The sequence below is a fragment of the Bacillus sp. B25(2016b) genome (genome assembly GCF_001679765.1).
GTDB lineage: Bacteria > Bacillota > Bacilli > Bacillales > Bacillaceae_G > Bacillus_A > Bacillus_A thuringiensis_K.
Genome location: NZ_CP016285.1, coordinates 5,006,144 through 5,021,486, shown reverse-complemented (window position 1 = coordinate 5,021,486; position 15,343 = coordinate 5,006,144). Strand labels below are relative to the sequence as shown.

The following is a 15,343-nucleotide window of genomic DNA, read 5'->3' as shown; positions in this document are numbered from 1 at the left end:
TGTTTCACGTGGAACAGCAAAAAATAAATAAAAACTTTGGGAATTATAGGGATTTCGTATACAATAAAGTAAGGAAAGGGATAGATAGAAAAGTAAGGAGATCATTTTATGTTAAAGGACTTATTTGTAAATACAACAATTATTCTTTCCTTTATTTTTGTTGGAGGTCAGCTTTTAAGAGATAAGCCGTTAAAAGAAGGATTCTCTTTTGGGCAGAAATGTGTAGTAGGCATTTTTACTGGGATACTAGGTATATTACTAATGTATTTCGGTGTTCGTGTTGGTACCATCCTATTGGATTTACGCTACTTAGCTGTTATTCTAGCTGTTATTATTGGAGGGCCGATAGCGAGTACCATAACAATTATTATGATTTTAGTAACTAGACTGTTGTTTATGGATTATTCATTAGCTTCTCAAGTGGCCTTTTATACAATCATTGCGATAGGAATAGGGAGTATCTTTATTTCGCGTATGAAGCTTTCTTTAGGGGAAAAGTGGGTATGGTTACACGCATATATTTTATCTATTCTAATCCCAGCGTTATATATATGGTTAATTAAAGAGATCCACATAGTGGGATTATATTTAATTTCTAGTATTATTACAGGTTACATAACATTCATAAGTGCAAATTATGTTTTACAATCCAATGAGCTATTTCAAACGATGAAGCAATACGCAACGATAGATGCATTGACAGGTCTAGGAAACGTAAGACAGTTTGATTTAGAGATGAATCGTCATATTAGTAATAAACACTTGAAAAATGATTCACTTTGTTTACTACTTATAGATATTGACCATTTTAAGCATGTAAATGATACGTATGGGCACCCAGCGGGAGACGAAGTGTTAAAACAAGTAGGGCATATTTTGCGAGAAATGTCAGCATTTCCGGATTTGGTTTTTCGAAAGGGTGGAGAGGAGTTTGAGCTTTTGATACCAAGGAAAGGAATAGCTTATGGAATTCATGTTGGGGAACAAACTCGTATAGCTGTTGAAAAACATTCATTTGAATTGTTAGATGGAACAAAAATAAAAATTACAGTTTCGGTAGGGGTTTCAGAGTATGAAGGGGCATCAGAGCAATTTATTCAAGCGGCGGATGATGCGTTATACTACTCGAAACGAAATGGTAGAAATAAGGTCAGCTCTGTATCTTAAAGATAAGATGACCGGAAGACATAAAGCTTATAAAAAACACTCACAGAGGCAATGTATGAAGCTTGTGAGTGTTTTTATTTATATATTAGACAAGTTCTTTTGATACAACGAATTTACGATATGCACCATGGTGAGTTGGACCTACGTATTCGTTAATTTTGAATGAGTAACGAATAGCAGCTGTGATGAATTCTTTAGCAGTTTTTACTGCTTCTTTCACAGGTTTTCCTTTTGCAAGTTCTGCTGTAATTGCAGCAGAATATGTGCAACCTGCGCCGTGTGTATTTGTAGTATCAATTTTTTCTGATTCTAAAAGATCGAATGTTTCTCCATCATATAGGACGTCGATTGCAGTTTCCGTACCAAGTTTGCTTCCGCCTTTAATTAGTACGTATTTGGCACCTAAAGCGTGGATTTTCTTCGCTGCTTCTTTCATGTCCTCAAGAGAATTAATTTTCACACCGCTTAATTGGTAAGCTTCAAATAAGTTTGGCGTTACAACTAATGCCTTGGGCACAAGAACGTCACGTAAGCAATCGTTCGTTTCAGGGTGTAATGCTTCATCTGCACCTTTACATACCATAACAGGGTCAACTACTACATTTTTGAAATTGTGCTTTTCGATTGTTTCTGCAACCATTTCAATAATTTCTACTGATCCAAGCATACCTGTTTTTAAAGCGTCTACGCCAACACCTTCAATTGTTGTTTCTAATTGTGGTTTTAATGTAGAAGCTGGGATTGGAAATACGTTATGTGCCCAACCGTTATGTGGATCCATCGTTACGATTGTTGTAAGAGATGTCATTCCGTATACGCCCAGTTCTTGGAATGTTTTTAAATCTGCTTGTATACCAGCACCGCCACTTGTGTCAGAACCAGCGATAGTAAGTGCTTTATTTAATGTCATTATGAAAGCCCCCTCGAGTGATATAATGAAAACTATGTTTTCACCATTATATCAATGTTACGAATAAGTACAAAGTGAAAAGTAGATGATTTATTTTAAGAGCTATTTAAAATCTTGTATGCAGGAGAATGAGTATGTTTCGAGATAATCGTACGAATGAATTAGTTATATTAAAGGAAATTGCAGAAACATTAAATACATCAAATGATACATATCATGTATTGCAAGCTGTCCTCGAGAAATTGCTAAGTGTAACAGGTTTAACGACAGGATGGATTTTTCTTGCGGATGAAAATGGGAAGTATACGAAGTTAATTGATTATCAATTACCAGAGGCACTTACATATGAAAATAAACGCCCGATGTGCGAAGGTGAATGTTGGTGTTTACGAGGTTTTGTAGATGGAAAATTAGAGAGAGCCGTTAATATTATTGAATGTAAAAGAATTAATAATGCAATTGAATATAATTGGGGGGATACGGAGGGCATTCTTCATCATGCTACGGTTCCTTTAAAAGCTGGGGGAGAAAAATTTGGGGTGTTAAATGTTGCAAGTCCGGGTAAAACACATTTTTCAGAAGAAGAATTAGTATTACTCCAATCGGTTGCCTTCCAAATTGGTACGGCTTTAAAGCGAACAAAATTATATGAAAATGAAAAGAGAAGAGCACATTATTATGTGAAATTAGAGCGTTTCATTCAAGATTTAAAAATGATTCATAAGTTTAATGTACTACCTGAAAAGGTGGTAAATCACGTAGGTGAAGTATTTCAATGGAATCAAGTAGCGCTTTTTATTAGGGAGGAAAAAGAATTATCTCTGCGAGCGTCTTACGTTCAGGAAGAGTTACAAGAGGATGTAAAAGAGGCGGCCAAGAAGGCGTTAGAACAAGATGAACCAGTTCTAATAAAACATCAAATAGGACATAATGTACATCTAAATCGAGCTGTTATTGCTACACCAATACATATTCAAAACCATATATTTGGTGTTTTATGTGTTAGTTTGAATAATGGAGAGTTTGATGCTAATACAATAGATGTAATTCAAGCATTATCGAACCATGTTTCGTTAATAATAGAGAATTTGAGGTTAAATGAGCAGCGCCGTGAACTTGTACGAATGGAAGAAAGAAATCGGTTAGCAAGAGATTTACATGATTCTGTTTCGCAAAAATTATTTTCATTAACCTTCATGACAAAAGGCGCCGAGGCAGTTTTAAAAGGTAAAAATGAAAAGGTAGATCAATCTTTGCATGAGATGCGTGAACTTGCGCAAGGAGCTTTGAAAGAAATGAGGACATTAATTTGGCAGCTTCGTCCGGCAGGATTAGAAAAAGGATTATTGCCAGCTCTAAAGCAGTACGGTGAAAATTTGGGACTGAAAATTAGGGAGCAAGTTACGGGTGTTCGTGATTTACCTCGTGTAGTAGAAGAAGCTTTATGGCGCATAGGCCAAGAAGCACTGAACAATGTAAGTAAGCATGCAGGTGTAAAAGAAGCGACGATTTATTTTACAGTGAATGAGAAAAATGTATCATTAGAAATAGTTGATCAAGGAAAGGGCTTTGTGGAAAAGAATATAAAAGAAAAGAAATCACTAGGTATGACTACGATGCGTGAAAGAGTAGAATTAGTTGGTGGAACAATTAAAATTGTAAGTAGTAATAAACGAACGCGCGTAAAAGTAAATGTACCATTATGATGTGAAAATGAGGGAAGTTTGTGAAAATAAAAGTATTGTTAGTTGATGATCATACAGTCGTTTTAAAAGGATTAGCATTTTTCTTAAGTACACAGGAAGATTTAGAGTTAGTTGGAGAAGCGAATAATGGGAAAGAAGCGTTAGTGAAAGTAGGAGAAACAAATCCTGATGTTATATTAATGGATTTATATATGCCTGAAATGGATGGTGTTGAGGCGACGGCATATATTAAAAAAGAGTATCCAAATGTGAAAGTAATTGTATTGACTAGTTTTTCTGATCAGGCGCATGTGTTACCTGCATTAAGGGCTGGAGCAAGTGGGTATATTTTAAAAGATGTAGAACCGGATCAGCTTGTTGAGGCTATTCGAAGCGCATATAAAGGTAATATTCAATTACATCCGGATATAGCAAATGCTCTTCTCTCTCAAACATTACCTGTAGAAGAAAAGGAAGAAGAACCTTCTATTCAAGTGGATGTGCTAACAGCGAGAGAAAATGAAGTATTGCAGCTATTAGCAAAAGGGATGAGCAATAAGGAAATTGCATCTGTTTTAGTTATTACAGAAAAGACAGTTAAGGCGCATGTAAGTAGCATTTTGAGTAAGTTGAATTTATCTGATCGTACGCAAGCGGCATTATATGCAGTGAAAAATGGAATTGTATAAGACGAAAGTCGTAAGACCAAGTTCGCCTTTAGAAGGTGGACTTTTTTTATGGAAAAATACGTCTATGTGAGGACGAAATTGTCTTTATATAAAGATAGAATATGTTTGTAAGCAACAAAACAACAATTACAAGGGATACCTTTTTTGAAAGCATATAACAACATAAGAGTGAGTACTAGGAGGAATAAATAATGGCAACAGTTTTATTCGTTAAAGCAAATAACCGTCCAGCGGAACAAGCAGTTAGTGTAAAATTATATGAGGCATTTTTAGCAAACTATAAAGAAGCACACCCAAATGATACAGTAGTAGAACTTGATTTATATAAAGAAGAATTACCATATGTAGGCGTAGACATGATCAATGGTACATTCAAGGCAGGTAAAGGCTTTGATTTAACAGAAGAAGAAGCAAAAGCAGTAGCAGTTGCTGATAAGTATTTAAATCAATTCCTAGAAGCTGATAAAGTTGTTTTCGGCTTCCCATTATGGAACTTAACGATTCCAGCAGTATTGCACACATATATTGATTATTTAAACCGTGCTGGTAAAACGTTCAAATATACGCCAGAGGGTCCAGTTGGCCTAATCGGAGATAAGAAGATTGCATTATTAAATGCAAGAGGCGGCGTATATTCAGAAGGTCCAGCAGCTGAGGTAGAAATGGCTGTTAAATATGTAGCAAGTATGATGGGCTTCTTCGGCGCAACAAACATGGAAACAGTAGTTATTGAAGGGCATAACCAATTCCCAGATAAAGCAGAAGAAATCATCGCTGCAGGTCTTGAAGAAGCAGCTAAAGTAGCAAGTGAATTTTAATTAAAATTATAATCGTCACTCGAAAAAACAGTATTAACGTTTACATGTTAATGCTGTTTTTTATATTTTTAGTTCATCAGCAAGTTTTTCTAATGTATTTCGATCTTGTATATAATATGTTCGGCCTTCTTTTCTTAAATAATTTTGTTGGCAAAACTGATTTAATACATATAAAAGATGACGGTAGCTGACATTTAAATATTCCGAGGCCTCGGTATGCTTTTCTATATAACAATTATTTTGCTCTGTTAATAAAATAAAAGCAGCTAATCGATTTTCAAAAGGATAACTATAGTTTTTTGCGTAATTTTCAGTGCGAGTAATTGTCTTTTCTCCAATAAATTTACATAAGTGCTGTAAAAACGTTGCATCTTGTAATAAAAGTTGCTGACAATCTTTAAGAGGAAGTGCCAAACATACACAATCTTCTAGTACTTCAACGGATTTAGTAATATTTTCTACTCCTATTAATCCTAATTCCCCGATAAAAGATGGTGCTTGAATAAAGTTAATTAATGAAACCTTCCCGTTTTGATGACTCATATATATTTTTGCTTTCCCAGAAATTAAGTAATAGAGATAAGGGAGAGCATTTCCTTCGCTACATATCATCTCTTTCGTTTGAAAAGAATGCAGCTCTACATATGGCAAGACATGAAATGAAAATAGGGTATGGAATTGATGGATTCGCATGTATTGATAAATTTCTTCCTCATTTTTGCTGATTTTCATATTTTCACCCCCCATGTATAGTATGAGATATCTCCTATTATCTTTACAAGAAGGAATGATACGATTTATGTAAATTTGTTTTTGTAGAAAAGAGAGTGTGATGAATTTATGAAAAAATATAAAACATTGTTATTTGATGTAGATGATACATTACTAGATTTCCAAAGGGCTGAAAAAGTGGCTTTACGGGTGCTTTTTGAAGAGAAGGGAATCCCTTTAACAGACGAGATAGAGGCTCGTTATAAAAAAATAAATAAAGGTCTTTGGGATGCTTTTGAAAAAGGAGAACTATCACGCAATGAAGTTGTAAATACACGATTTTCTCTGTTGTTTAAAGAGTATGGAGAAGAAGTAGATGGAATATTATTCGAAAATAATTATCGTAACTACTTAGAAGAAGGAAATCAACTCATGCAAGGTGCGTTTGAATTTATAAATCAAATTCAAGGAGAGTATGAATTGTATATAGTGACAAATGGTGTTTCTAAGACGCAAGATAAACGTTTGCGTAATGCAGGTTTACATTCATTATTTAAAGATGTTTTTGTTTCGGAAGATACAGGTTTTCAAAAACCGATGAAAGAGTATTTTGATTATGTTTTTGAACGGATTCCTAACTTTGCACCTGAAGCAGGGCTGATTATTGGGGATTCATTAAGCGCTGATATTAAAGGTGGATATGTAGCGGGAATTGATACTTGTTGGTTTAATCCAGAAAGAAAATTAAATGATAGTGGGATTATACCGACATATGAAGTGCATAATTTTGAAGAATTATATGCTCTATTAAAACAGTTTGTTTAATGAAAATAGATGATTCGGGTTTATTTTACATGAATCATTTTTTTCTAAGGTATTTTTCGAGTTAGTATGGAATATAATTCTTTTGTTGCTTTATATGAAACTGTTAACATTTATTTTAGAACATTCAGAAAAACTGTTTGACATTAGGAAATTATTGCTATAAAATCAACGGTAATTGCATAGTCTTATCAAGAAAAGGTGGAGGGACAGGCCCGATGAAACCTTGGCAACAGCCGTATAACGGAATTGTGCCAAATCCTGCAGGTAGTAATCCTGAGAGATAAGAAAGAGCCTTTAGAGCGTGTTTTCAAACTGCTCCTTTCTTGTTTTCAGGAAAGGGGCAGTTTTTTATTTTGTATAAAAGAAAGGAGAATGAGAGATGGGAGAATCATGGGGAAAAGGAACGATTTGTGTGCAAGGTGGCTATACGCCAAAGAATGGTGAACCACGTGTTTTACCACTTTATCAAAGCACAACGTATAAATACGATACTTCGGATGATTTAGCAGCTCTATTTAACTTAGAGGCAGAAGGATATATTTATACGCGTATTGGAAACCCTACTCTAGCCGCATTTGAGCAGAAGTTATCAGATTTAGAAGGCGGTGTAGGAGCTGTTGCAACGGCTTCTGGGCAAGCAGCTATTATGCTCGCCGTTTTAAATATTTGTAGTAGTGGGGATCATTTACTTTGTTCTTCAACGGTTTACGGGGGAACGTTTAATTTATTTGGAGTGAGTTTGCGTAAACTGGGCATTGATGTTACGTTCTTTAATCCAAATTTAACGGCAGATGAAATTACGGCGCTTGCTAATGACAAGACGAAACTTATCTATGCAGAATCGTTAGGAAATCCAGCGATGAATGTTTTAAATTTTAAAGAATTTTCAGCTGCCGCTAAAGAATTAGAGGTACCTTTTATCGTTGATAATACATTAGCAACTCCTTATTTATGCCAGGCGTTTGAACATGGGGCCAATATTATTGTTCATTCTACGACTAAATATATCGATGGGCATGCGAGCTCCTTAGGCGGTATTGTAATTGACGGTGGAAACTTTGATTGGACAAATGGGAAGTATCCTGAACTTGTTGAACCAGATCCAAGTTATCATGGTGTAAGTTACGTTCAAAACTTTGGTGCAGCAGCGTATATTGTGAAAGCACGTGTTCAGCTATTAAGAGATTATGGAAATTGTATGAGCCCATTCAATGCATATATTAGCAATATTGGCTTAGAAACATTGCATTTACGAATGGAACGTCATAGTGAAAATGCTCTTGCAGTTGCTAATTGGCTTGCTAATCATGAACGTATTGAATGGGTGAATTATCCGGGCTTAGATAGTAATGAAAATTACTCATTAGCACAACAGTATTTGAAAAAAGGTGCTAGTGGTGTTTTAACTTTCGGTATTAAAGGCGGATTAGAAGCAGCAAAAGAATTTATCGCAAATGTAAAACTAGCAACTCTCGTAACGCACGTAGCTGATGCACGAACTTGCGTTATACATCCTGCTAGTACGACGCATAGACAATTAAATGCTGAAGATCAGCGTTTAGCTGGTGTTACATCTGATTTAATTCGTTTATCGGTTGGTATAGAAGATGTTTCTGATATTATTGCAGATTTAGAAGCAGCTCTAGTTGGAGGCAAAACACATGCCGATCATAATTGATAAAGATTTACCGGCTCGCAAAGTGTTGCAAAAAGAAAATATTTTTGTAATGACGAAGGAGCGGGCAGAAACACAAGATATACGTGCTTTGAAAATTGCTATATTAAATTTAATGCCAACGAAGCAAGATACAGAGGCGCAATTACTTCGCTTAATTGGAAACACACCGTTACAATTAGATGTTCATTTGCTTCATATGGAATCACATCTATCTCGTAATGTAACGCAAGAACATTTAACAAGCTTTTATAAAACGTTTCGTGATATTGAAAATGAAAAGTTTGATGGGCTTATTATTACAGGAGCGCCAGTGGAGACCCTTGCTTTTGAAGAGGTAGATTATTGGGAAGAGCTTAAACATATTATGGAGTATTCAAAAACGAATGTAACATCTACGCTTCATATTTGCTGGGGAGCACAGGCTGGTTTGTACTATCATTATGGCGTTCCAAAGTATCCTCTTAAGGAAAAAATGTTCGGTGTGTTTGAACATGAAGTTTGCGAGCAACATGTGAAACTGTTACAAGGGTTTGATGAATTGTTTTTTGCCCCGCATTCTCGTCATACAGAAGTACGAGAGAGTGATATTAGAGAGGTGACAGAATTAACACTGTTAGCAAACTCTGAGGAAGCAGGTGTTCACCTTGTTATTGGGCAAGGAGGAAGACAAGTGTTTGCGCTTGGGCATAGTGAATATAGTTGTGACACGTTAAAGCAAGAATACGACCGGGACCGCCAAAAAGGGTTAAATATTGATGTGCCGAAAAACTATTTTAAGCATAATAATCCAAATGAGAAGCCGCTTGTACGGTGGAGGAGCCATGGGAATCTATTATTCTCTAATTGGCTGAATTATTACGTGTATCAAGAAACCCCTTATATATTGTAAAGAAAGATTGTGTAACACGTGGTAACGTTTTCCTTGTAAAGATTAACCTTTATTTTTCCGAATGTTCAAAATACATTGTTTTTCAGGTTTTTTACTCATATAATTTCATCTAAACACAATTTTTGAGGGGTGGAAAGTACTATGAAAGAAATTCAAGTTGGGTTATTAGGTCTTGGGACGGTTGGCAGTGGTGTGGTTCGTATTATTACGGATCATCAAGAACGACTCATACACCAAGTAGGTTGTCCAGTGAAGGTAACGAAAGTATTAGTGCAAAACATTGAGAAAGAGAGAGAGGTAGAGGTACCTTCTACTCTATTAACACAAGATGCACATGAAATTTTAGATAATCCAAATATTGATGTTGTCATCGAAGTGATGGGTGGCATTGATGATGCAAAATCATATATTTTACAAGCTTTAAAAAGCGGAAAGCATGTTGTAACTGCAAATAAAGACTTAATGGCATTACATGGAGCTGAATTATTAGCGACAGCAAAAGATAATAAGGCTGATTTATTCTATGAGGCGAGTGTGGCAGGGGGAATTCCAATTTTACGCAGTATCGTAGAAGGACTTTCTTCAGATCTTATTACGAAAGTAATGGGAATTGTAAATGGAACGACTAATTTTATTTTGACGAAAATGTCAGACGAAGGGAGAGCATATAACGACGTGTTAAAAGAAGCCCAACAACTTGGATTTGCAGAAGCGGATCCAACATCAGATGTAGAAGGTTTAGATGCAGCAAGAAAAATGACAATTTTGGCTACCCTTGGTTTCTCTACAAATGTAGAGCTTGGAGATGTGAAGGTAAAAGGGATTACTTCTATTACAGAAGAAGATATTGAATACAGTAAGAGTTTAGGATACACGATTAAATTAATCGGTCTTGCGAAGCGAGATGGTGAAAAATTAGAGGTTACAGTTGAACCGACTTTACTTCCAAATACACATCCTCTTGCGGCCGTGCAAAACGAATATAACGCTGTATATGTGTATGGTGAAGCAGTTGGAGAAACAATGTTTTATGGACCAGGTGCAGGAAGTTTACCGACAGCAACGGCTGTTGTTTCCGACCTAGTAGCTGTAATGCAAAATATTAGATTAGGGGTAACAGGAAATAGTGCTGTAGTCCCGCAATATCAAAAGGTACTAAAAGAGCCAGACGAAATTGTTGTGAAGAAGTTTTTAAGACTTCATGTAAAAGATGAAATTGGTGTATTTGCAAAGATCACTTCATTATTCTCTGAGCGCGGAGTTAGCTTTGAAAAAATTATTCAAATGCCGCTTGAAGAGAAAGGAAAGGCTGAAATTGTAATTGTAACGCATCGTGCGTCTCTTGCTGATTATGATTATATTCTACATACGTTGCAAGGGTATGAAGAAATAGATTGTTTGAAAGCGAACTATCGAATTGAAGGGGATGCTAAGTAGTATCTCTTACCATAAAACAGAAAGAGCCTATTAAGCAGCTTGCTTAATAGGCTCTTTTCTATTTAAAATCTGCGTACCAACTTGAATAAATGCTTGGATAATCCAGCCTGTTGTAAAGGATAAGATGATTGTTCCAAAATAGATAGGTCCATCTAATAAAAAGCTTAGCGTTAAAAATAAAAAGGCTAATGAAATCTCTGTTCTTCTAAACGTCCATTTTTTCTTCTCAGCAACCGTTAAAACGAAAGCTTCTTGAGGTGCTGGGCAAAGGTTCGTAGAGACGTAAAGGCCAATTCCAGCTCCAACAAATAGATTTCCGCAAATAAGTGTTATATATTTTGGAAGAGAGCGGATAGCATCCATAATAGTTGTAGTGGAACCAATCCAATCAACAAAAAGAGAAATAAGAACCATCGTTACGATAGTACCAATTGTTATTTGTTTTTTATTCCAAAAGAGTACGATAAGTGTAAAAGCGAAGTTAATCATGAAAATCCAAAAACCTATACTTATCCCGAAATTTTGATATAGTGCAATAAAGAAGGAATCATAAGGGCTAAGTCCAAAGGAAGTAATGGTCGTCATCATATTAATACCGATGGCGAGAATGAGTAGACCGCCAATGAAAAATATATATTCTAATTTGAATCGAAACATAGTTGTATATCCTTTCAAAATGTATTTGCTAGGAAAGGATATATTGTGGAAAGCTTACCAGGTCAAGGGAGAATTTTTGTGAGAAGGGGAAAATGAGATGACAAATATAAGAAAGATTGCTGAACTTGCTGGGGTATCTATTTCAACTGTTTCACGTGTACTAAATAATCATCCTTATGTGAATGAACAGAAACGAAAAGAAATTTTAGCAATTATAGAAGAATTAAATTATACGCAAAATGTGAATGCAATTCATTTAGTGAAGGGAAAAACGAATGTAATTGGCGTTTTATTACCGCACGTAAATGATCAATATTATAGCGCTATTATTGAAGGAATATCGAAGGAAACAGCAAAGAATAATTATAATATGATGCTTTGCCAGACGAATTATAGCGAAGAAAGAGAACTAGAAATTTTAAATATGTTAAAAATGAAAAAGCTTGATGGGGTTATTATTTGTTCTCGGGCAAATAGTAAGGAGAAGCTTGAAGAATATACGAAATTCGGCCCGATTGTTATGTGTGAAGAAATAGATTCAAAATGCATTTCAAGTGTCCATATCGATTACTACAAAGTATTTTCACATGGGATGAAAAGCTTAATAGATACCGGTCATACACGTATTGGATATTGTATTGGAAGAAGTAATAGCGTTAATAGCCAAAGACGAAAGAAGGCGTATGAAGATTCGCTTCAACAGAGTACCGTAACACCGTTAGAGACCTGGAAATTTGAGGGTTGTTTTACAGTGGAAGATGGACGCAATGTAATTAGAGAATGGGCTCATATGTCAGTAAAACCGACGGCGTTCCTTGCATCTTGTAACCATATTGCAGCGGGGATGGTTACAGAAGCAAAAAAACAAGGAATTCGTATTCCGGGTGATATTACGATTATCGGGTGTGATGATCAAGAGGTGGCAGATATATTGGGTATAACGACGATTTCGCATTCTAGTAAAAACGTTGGAATGAGAGCGTTTGAATTATTATATGAAAAGATTAGTGAAGAGAAATTAGATGTGAAGCATATAGAGTTATTACCAGAGTTAGTAGGTAGAGAAACGACATAATTGAGAAGGTGTGAGAATCGCTTTTCAAAATTTCGTTTGGTATAATTATGGACAATCTATGAGGGCTAAAAGGGGTTTTGATATGAGATCAAAAGTAGTAAAAGTAATTCTACTCATTACAATTGCATCTTTCTGTTTATTTGCATATGGCTTTGTTTCAGGTGTAAATGATGTATTAAATCCAAAAGCTTCAAATTTAATTAAAAAGACCGATGTAGTAGCAAAAGAGAAAAGGAAAACGGGAACATTACAAATCGTTAGTTTAGGTGATTCATTAACGCGTGGCGTTGGTGATAAAGAAGGAATTGGTTATGTTGGGCGAATGAAAGAGGATTTACAAAAAGATTATAAGCAAAAAATTGCATTAACAAATTTAGCAGTTAGTGGTGCAAAAATGCCCGATTTATTAAAACAAATTGAAAGTAATGGCGCTAAATATTCAATTAAGCAAGCAGATGTAATCGTGTTAACGATTGGTGGGAATGATTTGTTCCCGGGCTGGGAATCGCTTGGGAAAATAGATTTAGAGACGTATCGTCCTGACACAGAAACATTTCAAAATGAAGCAAAGAAAATTATAGAAGAAATTCGTAAATTAAATACAGATAGTCCGATTTTTTGGCTTGGTTTATACAATCCTTTTGAAGATGTAGAAGATTTAAAAGGGTCTTCAAACATTGTTGTGGACTGGAATGCATCTTTAGAGAAGTTAGCGCTAAACGATAAAAATGTGTATATTACACCGACATTTGATTTATTCCAAAACCGCGGGAAAGATTTATTATACTCTGATCATTTTCATCCGAACGAAGTAGGTTATACGTATATGGCAGAACGTTTAGTTCAAAACGTTGTAAGTAAATTAAAACTAGAACAAGGAGGGGTAAAATGACGACGATACTTTCTGTACGAGACTTGAAGAAGATAATTGGAAAGAAGACTCTTGTAGAGAATATTTCCTTTGATGTAAAGCAAGGAGAAGTGTTCGGGTTCTTAGGACCAAATGGTGCTGGAAAGACGACTACCATTCGAATGTTAGTCGGATTGATTAAGGCGACAGAAGGTACGATTTCTATCGGTGGTTATTCGATTAAGGAAAATTTCAGAGAAGCGATGCGTCAAATTGGGAGTATCGTTGAAAACCCAGAACTGTACACATATTTAACAGGATGGGAAAATTTAAAGCAATTTGCTCGTATGTTAGGTGATATATCAGATGAACGTATTATTGAAATTGCTGAAATGGTTCATTTAGATGAAAGAATTCATGACAAGGTAAAAACGTACTCACTTGGTATGAAACAACGCCTTGGAATTGCGCAGGCGCTCCTTGGGAATCCAAAATTGCTCATATTAGATGAGCCAACGAATGGTTTAGATCCAGCAGGGATTAGAGAACTTAGGGAATTTATACATAAGCTTGTAAAAGAAGAAAATATGAGCGTGTTTATTTCAAGTCACTTGCTAAGTGAAGTGCAAATGATATGCGATCGCGTTGCTATTATTCATAAAGGAAAGATGATAACAGTTGCCAAGGTTGAAGAATTAATTAAAACAGCAAGCGATCGTGTAGAATGGATTGTTACACCGATTTCTAAGGCGAAAGATATGCTAGAAGCGGCCGAGGAAATAAGAGAAGTGAGTGTAGAAGGCGAGCGATTACTATGCCGCATGGATATTGCATCTATAAGTAGTTGGAATAAACACTTTGTTGAAAATGAAATAGATGTACATAGCGTTAAGGAGCTCATATTTACGCTAGAAGATTTATTTATTGAACTCACAAGGGGTGAGCAGCATGCGTGAATTTGCGAATCTAGTTTTAAATGAATCAGAAAAGATTTACCGCAAGAAACGTATTTTTGTTGTCATGCTTATTTTAGCAATCTTGATCCCGCTTTTTGTGTACGCACAGTATCGTGAAATAGAAACGACACAAAAAAGACTCGGTACAACTGATTGGAAGGTTTCATTACAACAGCAAATTGTTGATTCTCAAAATCGATTGAACAATTCTAGGTTGCCAGAAGAATGGCGTGATTGGTTAAAGGTAAGAGTTGAGCAACAACAATATTATTTAGATCATGATATTAACCCGATGGCACCGGGTGCACCGACTTTTGTCAGAGCATTTATTGAACAAGGAATTACGTTATTTATTCCGCTTCTCGTAATGATTGTCGCCATTGATATCGTTTCAGGAGAACGAAGTGATGGGACGATGAAGATGTTACTTACGCGGCCGATTCGGCGCTGGAAAATACTCCTTAGTAAATACGTGACGATGTTATTTTTCATTTCGCTCATACTGTTTCTTGTAGGTTTGTTTGCCTACATATTATCAGGGCTTGTATTTGGGTACTCGGGATGGAATTTACCTGTTTTAACAGGATTCGTCATTGATAAGGAAACGTTAAATACGAACTTTGTACATCTTATTCCGCAGTGGCAATACATCTTAATGGCGTATGGACTAGCCTGGTTTGTTGCTATCGTTGTTGGAACTATATCATTTATGGTCTCTGTTTTAATTCGTAATACACCAGCTGGTATGGGCGTTATGCTAGCTGCATTAATTGCAGGTGGTATTTTAAGCTCGTTCGCAACATCTTGGGAAGGCGCCAAGTATATTTTTAGTGTGAATTTATCATTAACGGATTATTTATCAGGAAAATTACCTGCATTACAAGGTTTATCGATGGGGTTTTCTTTGATGAATTTAACTGTTTGGGCAGTTGTTTCTCTTGTTATTTCGTTCGTAGTATTTACAAGACAGGATATGGTGAATTAATTAGACAGGAA

The 15,343-nt window shown here is 35.7% G+C and carries 15 protein-coding genes and 1 riboswitch; of the genes, 12 read left to right on the top strand and 3 right to left on the bottom strand.

Annotation, left to right across the window (positions count from 1 at the left end; translation table 11 throughout):
• The first annotated feature begins 108 nt into the window (after positions 1 to 108).
• Entirely contained in the window at positions 109 to 1,167 is a 1,059-nt protein-coding gene (locus BAQ53_RS25705) for a GGDEF domain-containing protein (protein WP_208906409.1), read from the top strand.
• Between the two features lie 85 nt (positions 1,168 to 1,252).
• On the opposite strand, the gene pdxK is transcribed toward BAQ53_RS25705, so the two are convergent.
• Positions 1,253 to 2,077 (bottom strand): pyridoxine/pyridoxal/pyridoxamine kinase, encoded by an 825-nt coding sequence (gene pdxK, locus BAQ53_RS25700; RefSeq protein WP_000174252.1) that lies wholly within the window; start codon positions 2,075 to 2,077, stop codon positions 1,253 to 1,255.
• A 134-nt stretch (positions 2,078 to 2,211) separates the two neighbouring features.
• On the opposite strand from pdxK, the gene BAQ53_RS25695 reads away from it, so the two are divergent.
• The 3 genes from BAQ53_RS25695 to BAQ53_RS25685 all read left to right on the top strand — a co-directional run bounded on the left by BAQ53_RS25695 (position 2,212) and on the right by BAQ53_RS25685 (position 5,269).
• The gene (locus BAQ53_RS25695; RefSeq protein WP_000488137.1) at positions 2,212 to 3,783 is read left to right on the top strand and encodes a GAF domain-containing sensor histidine kinase; all 1,572 of its coding nucleotides are present in this window, start codon (positions 2,212 to 2,214) and stop codon (positions 3,781 to 3,783) included.
• A 20-nt stretch (positions 3,784 to 3,803) separates the two neighbouring features.
• The gene (locus tag BAQ53_RS25690) at positions 3,804 to 4,451 is read left to right on the top strand and encodes a response regulator (protein ID WP_000695799.1); all 648 of its coding nucleotides are present in this window, start codon (positions 3,804 to 3,806) and stop codon (positions 4,449 to 4,451) included.
• Between the two features lie 191 nt (positions 4,452 to 4,642).
• Entirely contained in the window at positions 4,643 to 5,269 is a 627-nt protein-coding gene (locus tag BAQ53_RS25685) for an FMN-dependent NADH-azoreductase (protein WP_000246723.1), read from the top strand.
• A gap of 60 nt (positions 5,270 to 5,329) precedes the next feature.
• Here BAQ53_RS25685 and BAQ53_RS25680 read toward each other — a convergent pair whose 3' ends face one another.
• Complete coding sequence (locus BAQ53_RS25680) at positions 5,330 to 6,001, bottom strand: transcriptional regulator YeiL (protein WP_000703323.1); 672 nt, start codon at positions 5,999 to 6,001, stop codon at positions 5,330 to 5,332.
• A 108-nt stretch (positions 6,002 to 6,109) separates the two neighbouring features.
• Between BAQ53_RS25680 and BAQ53_RS25675 the strand changes: the two genes are divergently transcribed.
• From BAQ53_RS25675 to BAQ53_RS25660, 4 genes are all read left to right on the top strand, one after another.
• A complete protein-coding gene (locus tag BAQ53_RS25675) occupies positions 6,110 to 6,805 on the top strand; it encodes a YjjG family noncanonical pyrimidine nucleotidase (protein ID WP_000760215.1) in 696 nt (231 codons plus the stop codon).
• Between the two features lie 182 nt (positions 6,806 to 6,987).
• Positions 6,988 to 7,092, top strand: a riboswitch (SAM riboswitch).
• A 92-nt stretch (positions 7,093 to 7,184) separates the two neighbouring features.
• The gene (locus BAQ53_RS25670; protein WP_000504782.1) at positions 7,185 to 8,483 is read left to right on the top strand and encodes a bifunctional O-acetylhomoserine aminocarboxypropyltransferase/cysteine synthase; all 1,299 of its coding nucleotides are present in this window, start codon (positions 7,185 to 7,187) and stop codon (positions 8,481 to 8,483) included.
• Positions 8,467 to 9,372, top strand: a complete 906-nt coding sequence (gene metA, locus BAQ53_RS25665) for a homoserine O-acetyltransferase MetA (protein ID WP_001121539.1) — start codon at positions 8,467 to 8,469, stop codon at positions 9,370 to 9,372. Before BAQ53_RS25670 ends, metA begins: the two co-directional genes overlap by 17 nt.
• A gap of 141 nt (positions 9,373 to 9,513) precedes the next feature.
• Entirely contained in the window at positions 9,514 to 10,809 is a 1,296-nt protein-coding gene (locus BAQ53_RS25660) for a homoserine dehydrogenase (RefSeq protein ID WP_000659099.1), read from the top strand.
• A gap of 30 nt (positions 10,810 to 10,839) precedes the next feature.
• Here BAQ53_RS25660 and BAQ53_RS25655 read toward each other — a convergent pair whose 3' ends face one another.
• A complete protein-coding gene (locus tag BAQ53_RS25655) occupies positions 10,840 to 11,466 on the bottom strand; it encodes a YczE/YyaS/YitT family protein (RefSeq protein WP_000488229.1) in 627 nt (208 codons plus the stop codon).
• 97 nt (positions 11,467 to 11,563) lie between these two features.
• Here BAQ53_RS25655 and BAQ53_RS25650 point away from each other — a divergent pair, with 97 nt between their 5' ends.
• From BAQ53_RS25650 to BAQ53_RS25635, 4 genes are read left to right on the top strand one after another with little or no spacing between them, the layout of a single operon-like run.
• Entirely contained in the window at positions 11,564 to 12,541 is a 978-nt protein-coding gene (locus BAQ53_RS25650) for a LacI family DNA-binding transcriptional regulator (RefSeq protein ID WP_208906408.1), read from the top strand.
• Between the two features lie 10 nt (positions 12,542 to 12,551).
• Positions 12,552 to 13,433, top strand: a complete 882-nt coding sequence (locus BAQ53_RS25645; RefSeq protein WP_002164264.1) for an SGNH/GDSL hydrolase family protein — start codon at positions 12,552 to 12,554, stop codon at positions 13,431 to 13,433.
• Complete coding sequence (locus tag BAQ53_RS25640; protein ID WP_000207704.1) at positions 13,430 to 14,347, top strand: ABC transporter ATP-binding protein; 918 nt, start codon at positions 13,430 to 13,432, stop codon at positions 14,345 to 14,347. Before BAQ53_RS25645 ends, BAQ53_RS25640 begins: the two co-directional genes overlap by 4 nt.
• A complete protein-coding gene (locus tag BAQ53_RS25635; protein ID WP_001206477.1) occupies positions 14,340 to 15,332 on the top strand; it encodes a DUF2705 family protein in 993 nt (330 codons plus the stop codon). The genes BAQ53_RS25640 and BAQ53_RS25635 overlap by 8 nt, the downstream gene beginning before the upstream one ends.
• Positions 15,333 to 15,343: the final 11 nt, after the last annotated feature.